Origin of the sequence: Achromobacter spanius (assembly GCF_039673305.1) — a bacterium.
Classification (GTDB): domain Bacteria; phylum Pseudomonadota; class Gammaproteobacteria; order Burkholderiales; family Burkholderiaceae_B; genus Achromobacter; species Achromobacter spanius_F.
On record NZ_JBDJLJ010000012.1, the window covers coordinates 79,564 to 93,239 of the forward strand.

Annotated in this window: 11 protein-coding genes; 7 read left to right on the forward strand and 4 right to left on the reverse strand. The window is 66.5% G+C overall.

The genetic code is table 11. The features are described from left to right. Positions 1 to 98 precede the first annotated feature (98 nt). Complete coding sequence (locus ABE485_RS12890) at positions 99 to 1,517, forward strand: PLP-dependent aminotransferase family protein (RefSeq protein ID WP_346515683.1); 1,419 nt, start codon at positions 99 to 101, stop codon at positions 1,515 to 1,517. 15 nt (positions 1,518 to 1,532) lie between these two features. Here ABE485_RS12890 and ABE485_RS12895 read toward each other — a convergent pair whose 3' ends face one another. From ABE485_RS12895 to ABE485_RS12910, 4 genes are all read right to left on the reverse strand, one after another. Beyond that, the gene (locus ABE485_RS12895; protein WP_346515684.1) at positions 1,533 to 2,018 is read right to left on the reverse strand and encodes a dihydrofolate reductase; all 486 of its coding nucleotides are present in this window, start codon (positions 2,016 to 2,018) and stop codon (positions 1,533 to 1,535) included. 73 nt (positions 2,019 to 2,091) lie between these two features. After that, a complete protein-coding gene (locus ABE485_RS12900) occupies positions 2,092 to 4,155 on the reverse strand; it encodes a putative bifunctional diguanylate cyclase/phosphodiesterase (protein WP_346515685.1) in 2,064 nt (687 codons plus the stop codon). 392 nt (positions 4,156 to 4,547) lie between these two features. After that, positions 4,548 to 5,519, reverse strand: a complete 972-nt coding sequence (locus ABE485_RS12905) for a thymidylate synthase (protein WP_346515686.1) — start codon at positions 5,517 to 5,519, stop codon at positions 4,548 to 4,550. A gap of 117 nt (positions 5,520 to 5,636) precedes the next feature. Beyond that, positions 5,637 to 6,080 carry an OsmC family protein gene (locus ABE485_RS12910; protein WP_346515687.1) on the reverse strand — a complete coding sequence of 148 codons (444 nt, stop codon included), beginning with the start codon at positions 6,078 to 6,080 and terminating at the stop codon, positions 5,637 to 5,639. Between the two features lie 122 nt (positions 6,081 to 6,202). Between ABE485_RS12910 and coq7 the strand changes: the two genes are divergently transcribed. From coq7 to ABE485_RS12940, 6 genes are all read left to right on the forward strand, one after another. Then, a complete protein-coding gene (gene coq7, locus ABE485_RS12915; protein ID WP_346515688.1) occupies positions 6,203 to 6,880 on the forward strand; it encodes a 2-polyprenyl-3-methyl-6-methoxy-1,4-benzoquinone monooxygenase in 678 nt (225 codons plus the stop codon). Positions 6,881 to 7,656: 776 nt separating this feature from the next. Beyond that, positions 7,657 to 8,763 carry an MraY family glycosyltransferase gene (locus ABE485_RS12920; RefSeq protein WP_056325286.1) on the forward strand — a complete coding sequence of 369 codons (1,107 nt, stop codon included), beginning with the start codon at positions 7,657 to 7,659 and terminating at the stop codon, positions 8,761 to 8,763. A gap of 95 nt (positions 8,764 to 8,858) precedes the next feature. Further along, a complete protein-coding gene (gene tviB / locus ABE485_RS12925) occupies positions 8,859 to 10,136 on the forward strand; it encodes a Vi polysaccharide biosynthesis UDP-N-acetylglucosamine C-6 dehydrogenase TviB (protein ID WP_346515689.1) in 1,278 nt (425 codons plus the stop codon). Between the two features lie 11 nt (positions 10,137 to 10,147). Beyond that, positions 10,148 to 11,173, forward strand: a complete 1,026-nt coding sequence (locus tag ABE485_RS12930) for an SDR family oxidoreductase (protein ID WP_346515690.1) — start codon at positions 10,148 to 10,150, stop codon at positions 11,171 to 11,173. 1 nt (position 11,174) lies between these two features. Next, positions 11,175 to 12,524, forward strand: a complete 1,350-nt coding sequence (gene murJ, locus ABE485_RS12935; RefSeq protein WP_346515691.1) for a murein biosynthesis integral membrane protein MurJ — start codon at positions 11,175 to 11,177, stop codon at positions 12,522 to 12,524. After that, on the forward strand, positions 12,525 to 13,667 hold the full coding sequence (locus tag ABE485_RS12940; RefSeq protein ID WP_346515692.1) for a glycosyltransferase family 4 protein: 1,143 nt from the start codon (positions 12,525 to 12,527) through the stop codon (positions 13,665 to 13,667). The last annotated feature ends 9 nt before the right edge of the window (positions 13,668 to 13,676 follow it).

Sequence of the window (13,676 nt, forward strand, 5' to 3'; positions counted from 1 at the left end):
GGACGATTCTGGAACGTCCCGCAGGGAATGAAAATATACAATCCGCGCATTTGCCGCTAACTGTATAGTTATGGGCGACACAACTGTACAGTTATCTCGTGATCGACTTTCAGCCCATCCGTGCCCGCGGGCCTGCGCCGACCCTGGTCGAGCAACTGGTGGCGGCCATCCTGCGGGCCATCGAAGAACAGACCCTGCGTCCGGGTATGTCCCTACCCTCGGTGCGCGAGTTCGCGCGCCAGTACGGCGTCAGCACGTTCACCGTGGCCAGCGCCTACAGCCGGCTGGTGTCGCAGGGATGGCTGGCGGCGCGGCCAGGGGCGGGTTACCGGGTGGCTTCGCCCGACGCGCCCGCGCGCCCGGCCGAGCCCCCGTCCTGGGAGCCGCCCCGGCTCAATGCCGGCTGGCTGCTGTCGGACATCTTCGCGGACCATTCCATCCCCATCAAATCGGGTTGCGGCTGGCTGCCGGGCGAATGGCTGAACGAAGAGGGCCTGCACCTGGCGCTGCGCCACATGGGGCGCGTGCCGGCGATGCGCATCGCGAATTACGGCCATCCCTACGGCTATGCGCCATTGCGCGAGACCATCGCGGCCAGCCTGAGCGCGCAGGGCATGGAGGTCGAGGCCTCGCAGGTGCTGCTGACGCAGGGCGTGTCGCATGGACTGGACACCGTGATCCGGACCTTGCTGCGGCCCGGGGATTACGTGGTGGTGGAGCAGCCCGCGTACGCCAATCTGCTGCAGATGCTGCGCCTGGCCGGCCTGCGGGTCATCGCGGTGCCCCGGACCGTGGACGGGCTGGACTGCGACGCGCTGGAGCGCGTGGCGGCCCAGCACCGGCCCCGGGCCCTGTTCATCAACACCGCGCTGCAGAATCCCTCGGGCGCCAGCATCGGCATGGCCAATGCGTTCCGCATCCTGCAGGCGGCCGAGCGGCACGGCCTGTGGGTGGTGGAAGACGACATCTCGCGCGAGCTGGCGCCGGGGGTGACACCGATGCTGGCGGCCCTGGACGGGGCGCGCCGGGTCGTCTACCTGGGCGGCTACTCGAAGGTCATCAGCCCGTCGGTGCGGGTGGGGTATGTGGTGGCGCACCGGGATCTGGTGCGCGACATCGCGCGCACCAAGATGGCGGTCGGCCTGACTTCGCCCGAGATCATGGAGCGCATCGTGCACCAGGTCATCCGCGAAGGGCGCTACCGCGCGCACATCGCGCGTACCCGCGAGCGGCTGGCCGAGGCCCATGCCAGCGTGTCGGCGCTGATGCGCCAGCACGGATTCGACATCTACGGACGGCCTCAGGGCGGGCTGTTCCTGTGGGCGAAGGTGGCCGGGCAGTGGCGCGAACGCGGCGCCAACGGCCTGGCGGAACTGGCGCTCAAGGACGGGATCTGGCTGGCGCCCGGCTCCTACTTTGAAGCCGACGAGGCCGACACGCCCTGGGTGCGCTTCAACGTGGCCTATTCCGCGGCGCCGGCGCTGTGGCGCTTCATGCGCAATGCCGGCGCGGCCTGAGGTCCCTGCCTGGTTCTAGGCGCGCTCGTAGGTGACGAAGTCGTAGTCGTAGCCGTTTTCCGCCGGCTGCGCGGCGCGCGCCGTTTCCTTCCACTGGAACGAAGGCAGCAGCGGGAAGAACGCGTCGCCCTCGACCTCGGCGTGGACTTCGGTGGCCAGGACGCGCCGCGCCAGGGGCAGGGCCTGCGCGTAGATCTGCGCGCCGCCAATCACGAAGGCCTCTTCCACATCGCCGCAGGCGGCCACGGCCGCTTCCAGCGTGGGCGCCAGGATCGCGCCCGTGGCGCTGAAGCCGGGATTGCGGCTGATGACGATGTTGCTGCGGCCGGGCAGGGGCCGGCCGAGCGAGTCCCAGGTCTTGCGGCCCATGATGATGGGATGGCCCAGCGTGCTGCGCTTGAAATGCGCCAGGTCGCCCGGCAGCTTCCAGGGCAGCGTGTTGTCGCGTCCGATGACGCGGTTGGTGGAATAGGCGACGATCAGGGTAAGGCTGGCGGGCATGCGTGCTTGCAACTGTCAGGGGTTGGGCCGGAGAAACGCCGTAAGCGTAGCAAATTGCGCCGGCCCCGGCCGGTCAGTTCACCGCGTGCGCGAGGAATTCCGTGGCGGGCATCGGCTTGCCCAGCAGGAAGCCTTGCAGCGAATCGCAGCCCAGCCCTGTCAGGAACTTCTGCTGTGCCGTCGTTTCCACGCCCTCGGCCACGATGCGCAGGTTCAGTTGCTGCGCCAGCGCCACGATGGCCGAGACGATGGCGGCGTCCTCGTTGTCGTTGTCGAGCTGGTTCACGAATCCGCGGTCGATCTTCAGCTCGGTGGCGGGCAGCCGCTTCAGGTAGAGCAGGCTCGAATACCCCGTGCCGAAGTCGTCGATGGAGATGGTGACGCCCAGGGCCGACAGGCGCTTGAGCACGGTCAGGCTGGCTTCCGCATCGCGCATGGCGGTGGATTCGGTCACTTCCAGGGTCAGGCACGCGGGCGGGACGTCGTGCCGCGCCAGCGCCGAGCGTACGGTTTCGACCAGGCTGGCGTGGGCGAACTGCAGCGCCGAGATGTTCACGGCGATGGTCCAGTGTCCCTGGCCGGCATTGATCCATTCCCGCATCTGGCGGCAGGCTTCGTTGATGACCCACTCCCCGATGGACAGGATCAGGCCGGTCTTTTCCGCCGTCGGAATGAACTGGTCCGGGCCCACCAGGCCGCGCGTGGGGTGGTTCCAGCGCAGCAGCGCCTCGGCGCCGCGGATCGGGCCGGCGGGCGCCTCGTACTTGGGCTGGTAGTGCAGGACGAATTGGCCGCGCTCCTGCGCCAGGCGCAGGTCATGCAGGAGCTCGATCTGTTCGTGCGCGTCGGCGTTCATGGACGGCTCGAAGAAGCTGTAGCCGGTGCCGCCCAGGCGTTTGGCGTGATACATGGCGGCATCGGCGTTGGTCAGCAGGGCGTGGGTGTCTTCGCCATCGTTCGGATAGACGGCGATGCCCACGCTCGACGTCACCAGGACTTCGTGCCCGTAGACCATGACGGGGCGGGCGATGGCGTCGATCAGCCGGTCGGCCACGTTGGCCGCGTCGGTGGGTTCGATGACTTCGCTCAGGACGATGAACTCGTCGCCGCCCAGGCGGGCGACCGTGTCCTGGGTGCGCAGCGCCTGCCGGATGCGCTGGGCCAGGTCGATCAGCAGCGCGTCGCCGGTGTGGTGGCCATAGGCGTCGTTGACCGCCTTGAAGCCGTCCAGGTCGAAGAACAGGACGGCAAAATAGCCCTTGCGGCGGCTGGCGCTTTCGATGGCCTGTTCCAGCCGGTCTTCGAGCAGGATCCGGTTGGGCAGCTTGGTCAGGGTGTCGTGCAGGGCAAGCTGCACCAGCTCTTCGTTGGCCTCCGCCAGCGAAGAGGCGAGGGCGGAGGTGCGCGCCTCCAGGCGGTTGTCCAGCACCGCGACGACCAGGGCGATGGCCAGCACGCTCAGCGTCACCGCCGTTACCGCGATCGCCAGCCAGCCGGCGGAGATGCCGCCGGCGGCGGCCATGCAGATGCTGCCGGCGGGGAAGCTGGCCGCTTCCATGCCCGTGTAGTGCATGCCGACGATGGCCAGGCCCATGACCCCTGCGGCAAGCGGGCGCGACAGCGCCACGCGCGGCCCGTCGTGGCGCAGCCGGTAGGTGATCCACAGCGCCGCGCCCGAGGCGGCCACGGCGATGGCGATGGACAGCGCGAACCAGGTCGGGTCGTAGTCGATGCCCGGCGCCATGCGCATCGCGGCCATGCCGATATAGTGCATCGCCGCGATGCCGGCCCCCATCAGTAGCGCTGCCGCGGCCAGCCGGCCCCAGGGCAGTTCGTCTTTGCAGACGATCCAGAGCGCGAACGCCGAGCAGCCGATGGCGATGGCCAGGGACAGCGCGGTCAGCGCCAGGTCGTAGCCCATGGGAATGGGGAGGGTGAACGCCAGCATGCCCACGAAGTGCATGGACCAGATGCCGATGCCCATGGCGAATGCGCCGCCTGCCAGCCAGTACTTCGCGGCGGGCAGCCCGCTTGCGGCCCTGACCCGGTTGGCCATGCCCAGCGCCGTGTATGACGCCAGGATGGCGACCCCTAGGGATACGAGGACGAGCGAAGGGTTATAAGTTCCAACGAGCATTTGTGGTGTCCTGTCCTAAGCGCATACAGCCGCCGCACGGGCGCGAATTCAATTCAATTGGTAGTCAACAGTTGCATTCCGGTCGCAAGGAGGATCCTGCTCTCAACGCTGGCTATTCTCACACTCTCTTTTTTAGGGATTGGGGGATGCGGCGGTGCGGCGCCAGCGGTCGGCGCTGTTCGGGCGAGCGGCGGGCGCGACGGCAGATGGGGCGCCTGGCGGCAACCGGGCGCGCGCCATGCTGGACGCACGTCCGTGGCTAAGGGATGGGTTATACCGAAATCGGGCTTCCAGAAGCTCACCAATCTTCACCTGCAGTCGGGCGGGCAAGGAATTCGCGGCCGGGTTGATGCCCGGGCGGCTGGCGCCGGCCTCTGTCGGCCGGCGGCTGTCTATACGGCCATCGCCGCCGTCAGGGGAGCGTGGTGGGTATAGCCGGACAGCGAGAAATCGCCCGGTTCCACCTTTTCCAGCCACTCGGGCTCGTATCGGCCCGTGACTGCGTAATCCGGGATCCGGTCAGACAGGACCAAGCGCGGCGACTCATAGGGTTCGCGGGTCAGTTGCTCGCGCAGCATCGGCAGGTGGTTTTCGTAGATATGCGCGTCGCCGATGAAGTAGGTGAACCAGCGCGGGGTATAGCCGGTCAGGCGCCCGACCAGGTGCAGCAGCGCCGCGCCTTCGGTCAGGTTGAACGGCGTGCCCAGGCCCACGTCATTGGAACGGATGTACAGGCAGAGCGAGATCTCGCGGGTGGTCGCGTTGGGCAGGAACTGGTACAGCAGATGGCAGGGGGGCAGCGCCATTTCCTCGATCTGGGCCCAGTTCCAGCCGTGGAACAGGATGCGGCGATCGCCCGGGCGCTCGTGGATGGTGTCCAGGCACTGGCGCAGCTGGTCGACAGCCTTGTACAGCAGCACCTTGGGCTGGCCGCCTTCTTCGAACTCGGACACTTTTGCGTACCCGCGCGATAGGGCGTCTTCGATTTGCGCCTGCCGACCGGCGTCGAGCATCTTGTAGGCGGGCCACTGGCGCCACTGCACGCCGTAGACGGGGCCCAGGTCGTCCGGGCCCTCGCGGTAGGGGTTGGCCAGCCACTGTGCGTTTTCGTTGGCGTTCTGGTCCCACACCTTGCAGCCCAGCTCGCGGAACTCCGCCGCGCTGCGCGAGGCGCGCAGGAATCCCACCATTTCGCCGATGGCCGATTTGAAGGCCAGCTTCTTGGTGGTGACGGCGGGGAAGCCCTTTTGCAGGTCAAAGCGCAGCGACGCGCCCGGCATGCTCAAGGTGCGTATGCCGGTGCGGTTTTCCTGCCAGGCGCCGGTGTCGAGGATGGATTGAACGAGGTCCAGGTATTGTTTCATGGCGGTCCTTGTGCTCGCCCGCCCGGCGGGTGACGCAAGCGGGCCGCCGCGAACCGGTCGCGGCGGCGCCTATATAGATAAGAAGCAGGCCGAATTACACCACGCCGCGGACGCGGCTCAGGCGGCTGCGGTGGCTTCCTGGGTGTCGACGATCTCGACCGAAAACGTCATCGCGGCGGTTTTTTCCAGCATGGCTGACGCCGAGCAGTATTTTTCGTGCGAAAGCTGCACGGCGCGTTCGACGGCGGCCCGCGGCAGATTGCGGCCGGTGACGGTGAAGGCGAAGTGGATGCGTGTGAAAACCTTCGGGTCGGCATCGGCGCGTTCGGCCTGCAGCTTGACGCTGCAACCGGTGACCGCGTGGCGGCCGCGCTTCAGGATCAGCACCACGTCATAGGCCGTGCAGCCGCCGGTGCCGGCCAGCAGCATTTCCATCGGGCGGGGCGCCAGGTTGTGCCCGCCGCCGTCCACGGCGCCATCCATCACGGCCACATGGCCGCTGCCGGTGCTGGCGGTAAAGAGCATGCCGTTGGGGCCGCCCCAGTCGATCGTGCATTCCATTTTGTAGTGTCCTTGAGCTTGAGCGCAGTCAATGGCTGATGATACCTGTTGCGTACAATCCCCGGCACGAGAGTCCCGCCCCGCAACAGGGGCGTATGACCCTGTCCCATCCAGGAGTTGCCATGACCACCACGCTGCCTCGATCCGGCCCTGTTTCTCTTTCGCGCCGTTCCGGCCCGCTGGATGCCTTGCTGGCCGAAGCCGACCGCGCGCTGCGGGTGCTGTCGGGCAGCGCCAGCGCCGGGCGGCCGTACCCGGCAACCGCCGAAGAATTGCCCCAGGCCTTGTCGGCGCAGGAAAAGCGCCACGCGGCGGGTCTCATGCGGGTCAATCATGTGGGCGAGGTCTGCGCCCAGGCGCTGTACCGCGGCCAGGCGTCGGTATGCCGGGAGCCCGCGCCCCGCGCGCTGCTGCTCAACGCCGCCGCCGAGGAGGTCGATCACCTGGTCTGGTGCAACCAGCGCCTGACCGAACTGGGCAGCCGGCCCAGCCTGCTGAATCCGCTCTGGTACGCGGGGTCGTTTGCGCTGGGCGTCATGGCGAGTGTTGCGGGGGTGCCGCGCAATCTGGGTTTCATGGCGGAAACCGAAAAGCAGGTCGAGGCGCATCTCGAAGAGCACCTGCGCACCTTGCCGGTGCAGGACGAGCGTTCGCGCCAGATCGTGCAGAAGATGAAAGAAGACGAGGCCCAGCACCGCGCCAGCGCCGAGCAAGCAGGGGGCGTCCCCCTGTCCGCGCCCGTGAAAACGGCCATGCGCGCCATGTCCAAGGTCATGACGAGCACCGCCTACTGGATCTGAAGACGCGGCCCGGCAAAATGTTGCAATGCGCAAATTTGGCCGCATCCTGGTGCTTGATGCACTGCTTTGGTGCAAAAACCAGGGTGGGATTACCCGCTATGGTCTAGGGTAAATCCGCAAGGGGTAAACCCCTTCGGCAAAAACCCGCTTTTCGTTAAGGGCATTGATTGGCGCGGCTTTCCAGGGGGTGGAGCAAATCGTTGCGGCAAAAATGCAACGCAGAAGCGGGCCCAAAAAAGAGATTAAAAAAAATCTTGCATCGCACAAAAAACATGGGTACTATTCAGTCATCGGATGTTGAAACGCAGACGGCGCGGTGAAAAACCCCGAAAGCGTAGCGAGCAGAAGGCCAGCTCCCAACATGCCACGGTTGTCTCCTCCACCCTCCTCCTTTGGTGGATTTAGCCCGAGATCTCACGATCTCGGGCTTTTTTTTGCCTTGAATTGTTGTGTCCCTATTTTTTGTAAGGACGTTTGACGATTCTTGCGCTTCCCCGTGGCCGACCATCCGTCCGTCTTCGCGTTTTCCCTTGGATATTTCGCGTTGCCCAGGGCGGAACGCTCTACAATCTGCTCATGAAACCTGTACTGCCGCGTGCCCGCGGCGCGGTTGCGCCAACGCCCTCCAGGTACATGCGGGACAGTTTCGCCGCCCGCCTGACCGCGTTACGTTCTGTGCCGCTGGATTGCACTTCCTTATCCCTCCCATATATGGGCGTTACACCTGCCTCCGATAATGGCGGGCCTGTCTCGATAGACCAACCAGAGGTGATCCAGTGACCTGGCTGTACATATGCGTGGTCGCGTTCATGGTGGGGGGACTCATCGTGGCGTCCGAGCGCTGGCATGGCGCTTTTACCGGCGATAGCGACCTCAACAAGCCCCAGGCCAACCATTCCCGCGCGACGCCTCGCGTCGGCGGTTTGGCGGTGCTTGCCGGCACGCTCGCCGGCCTGCTGGTGCTTGGCCCCAGCAACATGACCCTGACCTGGCTTTGGCCCGCGCTGTTCGTTGCGGCGCTGCCCGTGTTCGTGGCCGGCCTGCTTGAAGACATCACCAAAGATATCGGCGCCAGCAAGCGTTTGCTGGCGGCCTTCCTGTCCGCGGCCATCGCCTGGTGGTTGCTGGGCGGCGTCAGCCGCGTGGGCATGGCGCCCGTCGATTACGTGCTTTCGTTCTGGCCCGTTTCGCTGCTGTTCACCATGTTTGCCGTGGGCGGCTGCACGCACGCGCTGAACATCGTCGACGGCATGAACGGCCTGGCCGGCATGGTCGCCACCCTGATGGCGGTGTCGATCAGCCTGGTGGCCTTGCAAGTGGGGGATGTGCCGATCTTCCTGGTGGCGGCGGCGCTGGCGTCGGCGACCCTGGGCTTCCTGGTCTGGAACTTCCCGTTCGGGCGCGTGTTCCTGGGCGATGGCGGTGCGTACTTCCTGGGCTTCATGCTGGCCGAACTGGCGGTGCTGCTGGTCGTGCGCAACCCGTCGGTGTCGCCGTTCTACGCGCTGGCGGTCCTGTTCTACCCCGTTTTCGAAACCGGTTTCTCGATCTGGCGGCGACGTTTCAAGCGCGGCGTGCCGGTGGACCAGCCGGACGCGCTGCACCTGCACCAGCTGGTGTTCCGCCGCCTGGTCCGCGTGACCTTCAGCCGCGGCCGGCGTCATGCCGTGCCCGCGTTGTGCAACGCGCTGGCGTCCCCGTACATGTGGGTGCTGGCGCTGATCGGGCTGGTGCCGGCCACGATCTGGTGGGACAACGCCTGGGCCCTGAGCGCCAGCCTGGTCGTGTTCGCCAGCGTCTACATCTGGCTGTATGCGCGGCTCGTGTCCTGGCGCCGTCCGGGCTGGCTGCTGCTGCCTTCAGTCTTGCGAACCACAGATTAGTTTGAGTGCCCCGGCGATCGCCGCCGGGGGCTCGGTTATCCATCACCCGACCAAATTTTTAAATGCCGTAAATGTTCTACGGTGAAGGGAGTGTTATGTTGCGAATTCAGGATGTGAAACTCGCTGTCGTGGGCCTCGGCTACGTCGGTCTGCCCCTTGCGGTGGAGTTCGGCAAGAAGCGTCCGGTCATCGGTTTCGATATCAATACGCGCCGCATCGACGCGCTCAAGGCAGGGCATGACCACACGCTGGAAGTCAGCGATGCCGAGCTGGCCGAGGCTGCCAGCCTGTCCTATACCGCCGACCGCGCCGAACTGGGCCAGGCCAACGTGTTCATCGTGACCGTGCCCACGCCGATCGACGAATACAAGCAGCCGGACCTGACGCCGCTGGTCAAGGCCAGCGAAACCATCGGCGCCGTGCTCAAGCGCGGCGACATCGTCATCTATGAATCCACCGTCTACCCGGGCGCCACGGAAGAAGACTGCGTGCCGGTGCTGGAGCGCGTGTCGGGCCTGAAGTACAACGTCGACTTCTATGCCGGCTACAGCCCCGAGCGCATCAACCCGGGCGACAAGGAACACCGCGTCAGCACCATCAAGAAGGTCACCTCCGGCTCGACGCCCGAAGTGGCCGAACTGGTCGACCAGCTGTACAAGGAAATCATCACCGCCGGCACCCACAAGGCCGCCAGCATCCGCGTGGCTGAAGCCGCCAAGGTCATCGAGAACACGCAGCGCGACGTGAACATCGCGCTGATCAACGAACTGGCCCTGATCTTCAACAAGATGGGCATCGACACCGAAGCCGTGCTGCAGGCCGCGGGCACCAAGTGGAACTTCCTGCCGTTCCGTCCGGGCCTGGTCGGCGGCCACTGCATCGGCGTGGATCCGTACTACCTGACCCACAAGGCGCAATCGATCGGCTACCACCCGGAAATCATCCTGGCCGGCCGCCGCCTGAACGATTCGATGGGCGGCTACGTGGTGTCGCAGCTGGTCAAGGCAATGACCAAGCGCCGCATCCACGTGCAGGGCGCCCGCGTGCTGGTGATGGGCCTGGCTTTCAAGGAAAACTGCCCCGACTTGCGCAACACCCGCATCGTGGACATCGTCCGTGAACTGGGCGACTACAACGTCGACGTGGACGTCTATGACCCGTGGGTCGACACCGACGAAGCCGTGCACGAATACGGCCTGACCCCGGTCGCCAAGCCCGAGCAAGGCAAGTACGACGCCGTGATCCTGGCGGTGGCGCACGACCAGTTCAAGGCGATGGGCGCCGAGGGCATCCGCAAGCTCGGCAAGGCCCAGCACATCCTCTATGACCTGAAGTATGTGCTGTCGCCCGCCGAATCCGATCTGCGTCTGTAAGGGATTCCGCAATGACCACTCGTTTTGAGACCATCACCCAGGAACTGTCCGCTTCGCCGCGCAAGTGGCTGGTGACCGGCTGCGCCGGCTTCATCGGTTCGAACCTGCTGGAAACGCTGCTCAAGCTGGGGCAGACCGTGACCGGCCTGGACAACTTCGCCACGGGCCATCAGCGCAACCTGGACGAAGTCCAGGCCACGGTGACGCCCGAGCAATGGGCGCGCTTCACGTTCATCGAGGGCGATATCCGCGATCTGGACGCATGCCGCCGCGCCGCCGAAGGCGTGGACTTCGTGCTGCACCAGGCGGCGTTGGGCTCGGTCCCGCGTTCGCTCAACGATCCCATCACCACCAACGACGTCAACATCGGCGGCTTCCTGAACATGCTGGTGGCCGCGCGCGACGCCAAGGTCAAGTCTTTCGTTTACGCCGCCTCCAGCTCCACCTACGGCGACCATCCCGCGCTGCCCAAGGTTGAAGAGAACATCGGCAAGCCGTTGTCGCCGTACGCGGTGACCAAGTACGTCAACGAACTGTACGCCGACGTCTTCGCGCGTTCGTACGGCTTCGAAACCGTGGGCCTGCGCTACTTCAACGTGTTCGGCAAGCGCCAGGATCCGGACGGCGCCTACGCCGCCGTGATCCCGAAGTGGACCGCCGCGATGATCCAGGGCAAGGACGTCACCATCAACGGCGACGGCGAGACCAGCCGCGATTTCTGCTTTGTGGAAAACGCCGTGCAGGCCAACATCCTGGGCGCCATGGCGGCACCCGAGGGGCGCAACCAGGTCTACAACGTGGCCGTCAGCGGCCGCAGCACCCTGAACCAGCTCTTCAGCTTCCTGGTGAAGGCCCTGGGCAACGAAGGCGTGAGCTACGGCAAGCAACCGGTCTACGGCGACTTCCGCGCGGGCGACGTGCGCCATTCGCAAGCCGACATCGGCAAGGCGAGCAGGCTGCTGGGCTATGCGCCCACGCACACGGTCCTCGAGGGCCTGGAAGTCGCCATGCCCTGGTACACGCAATTCCTGCGTTGATTTGAAAGCACTCGTCCGAAAACTCGGCAACATCCACCCGGACCACCAGCGCATCTTCAAGGGCGCGTTCCGGGTGGCGGTGTTTCTGCTGCTGGGCAAGGCCGCCGGCGCCATCAAAGAGATGGCGGTGGCGTACCGCTATGGCGTGAGCGACGCCGTGGACGCCTACCAGTTCTCGATGACCATGGCCACCTGGCTGCCGGTCACGATCGTGGGCGTCCTGTCGGTGGTCCTGATCCCCGTGCTGGTGCGGCTCAACCGCGCCGAGGGCGCCGAGAAACAGCAATTCATCCGCGAGCTGCAAGGCTGGGTCGCGGCCGCGGGCATCGCGCTGGCCATCCTGACATGGTTCGCGTGGCCCTACGTGGTGGACTGGCTGGGCCAGGGCCTGTCGGGCCGCGTGCGCGGCATGACCGGCGACCTGCTGGTCGCCTTCGCGCCCGTGTCGGCCCTGCTGCTGGTCGCAGGCATCAGCGCCGCGCGCCTGCGCGCACAGGAACGGCACGTCAACACGCTGCTCGACAGCGTCCCCGCCGTGGCGACGCTGGCCTGGGTCATGCTGGCGGCCAGCGCCGACGGTGTCGGCCCCCTGCTGTGGGGCACGCTGGTGGGCTACGCCATCCAGACCGCCTGGCTGGCCTGGTTGGCGGCGCGCGCCGACGGCGGGTTCTGGGGCGCGCCGCGCCTGACCCTGCAGTCGCCGCACTGGCCCGAACTGATGGGCGCCGCCGGCGTGATGCTGATCGGCCAGGTGGCGATGAGTTTCGTCGGTCCGCTGGACCAGTACGCCGCGGCCAACCTGGGCGCCAACGCCAATGCGACGCTCGGCTACGCCAGCCGGCTGCTGTCCCTGCTGCTGGGCATCGGCGCGGTCTCCGTCGGGCGCGCCGCGCTGCCCGTGCTGGCCGACGTGCAGGCCCGCGGCGATACCGCGCGCGCGCGCAGCATGGCGCTCAAGTGGTCGCTGCTGATGGTGGGGGCGGGCGCCGTGGCTGTCGCGGTGGGCTGGGTGCTGGCGCCCTGGGGCGTATCGGTGCTGTTCCAGCGCGGCGCCTTCACCGCTGAAAATACGCAAGCCGTCGCGCATGTGCTGCGCTGGGGTTTGCTGCAGCTGCCGTTCTACTTCGGCGTGCTGATCCTGGTGCAGCTGCTTGCCAGCCAGAACCGCTATCGCATCATGGCTGCCATCGCGGTCGCCAATTTTGCGCTGAAGGCCGTGCTGAACACCGTGCTTGCGCCCGAAATGGGCGCGGCCGGCATCATGCTGGCGACCAGCCTCATGTATGTCCTGTCCTTCGCCTGCTACCTGGTGGTGGCGATGCGCAAGGCCGAACCCAAGGAGGCCGATTGAATGTCCGTAGCCGACTCCGCCCGACCCGCGCGCGTGTTGCTGTTCATCCATTCGCTGCACGGCGGGGGCGCTGAGCGGGTTGCCGCCGACCTGAGCGCGCATTGGGCCACCCAGGGCAGCGAGGTCATGGTGGTCACGCAGGCGGGCGTCGAAGGCGACGTCTATGCGCTGCATCCCAAGGTCCGCCGCGAAGTCCTGAATACGGCGGGCGAGGGCGGCGGCCTGCGGGGCATCTGGAGCAACGTGCAGCGCGTGCGCGCCCTGCGTCGGGTGATCAAGTCGTTCCGGCCCGACATCGTGCTGGGCATGATGACCACCGCGTCGGTGCTGTCCGTGCTGGCCAGCGCGGGGCTGGGGGGCCGCGTCATCGCCACCGAACACACGCATCCGCCTTCCCAGACCCTGTCGGGCTTCTGGCAACGGCTGCGCCGCCTGACCTATCCCAGGGCCGCCCGCGTGGTGGCCCTGACCCGGGGCACCGCCGACTGGCTGGACCACCATGTGCCTGGCTCCAGGCTGGCCGTCATTCCCAATCCCGTCCACTTTCCGCTGCCGCGCGCCGAACCGATCCTGGCGCCGGTGTCCGGAGACGGGCGCAAGCGCCTGCTGGCTGTCGGCAGGCTGCACGCGGACAAGGGTTTCGACCTCCTGATCCAGGCCTATGCGCGCCTGGCGCCGTCGCATCCGGACTGGGATCTGGTTATCCTGGGCGAGGGCGGCGAACGGCAGGCGCTGGAAACGCAGGTCCGGGAAGCCGGCCTGCAGTCGCGCGTTTCGATGCCGGGGCGCGCGGGCAACGTCGGCGACTGGTACGACAGCGCACACCTGTATGTGCTGACCTCGCGTTTCGAGGGGCTTTCCAATACCCTGCTCGAATCCATGGCCAGCGGGCTGGCCGCGGTGTCGTTCGATTGCGACACGGGGCCGCGCGAGATCGTGCGCGACGGCATCGACGGCGTGCTGGTACGGCCCAATGGCGATGTCGCCGCGCTGTGCAAGGCGCTGGATGCCGTCATGAGCGACGACAACGGCCGTGCGCGCATGGCGCGGGCGGCCACGGATGTGCGCGACCGTTTCTCGGCCGCGCGCGTGCTGCAAAAATGGCAGGAAATTTTTGACGGCGTGCGGGAGACGGGCCGCTAGGGTCCGCGC

Excerpts from the sequence above, each read along its gene's own strand:
- ABE485_RS12895 (WP_346515684.1), bottom strand. The coding sequence starts at position 2,018 with ATGCCCGCCAGCCTTACCCTGATCGTCGCCTATTCCACCAACCGCGTC.
- ABE485_RS12900 (WP_346515685.1), bottom strand. The coding sequence starts at position 4,155 with ATGCTCGTTGGAACTTATAACCCTTCGCTCGTCCTCGTATCCCTAGGG.
- ABE485_RS12905 (WP_346515686.1), bottom strand. The coding sequence starts at position 5,519 with ATGAAACAATACCTGGACCTCGTTCAATCCATCCTCGACACCGGCGCC.
- ABE485_RS12910 (WP_346515687.1), bottom strand. The coding sequence starts at position 6,080 with ATGGAATGCACGATCGACTGGGGCGGCCCCAACGGCATGCTCTTTACC.
- coq7 (WP_346515688.1), top strand. The coding sequence starts at position 6,203 with ATGACCACCACGCTGCCTCGATCCGGCCCTGTTTCTCTTTCGCGCCGT.
- tviB (WP_346515689.1), top strand. The coding sequence starts at position 8,859 with ATGTTGCGAATTCAGGATGTGAAACTCGCTGTCGTGGGCCTCGGCTAC.
- ABE485_RS12930 (WP_346515690.1), top strand. The coding sequence starts at position 10,148 with ATGACCACTCGTTTTGAGACCATCACCCAGGAACTGTCCGCTTCGCCG.
- ABE485_RS12940 (WP_346515692.1), top strand. The coding sequence starts at position 12,525 with ATGTCCGTAGCCGACTCCGCCCGACCCGCGCGCGTGTTGCTGTTCATC.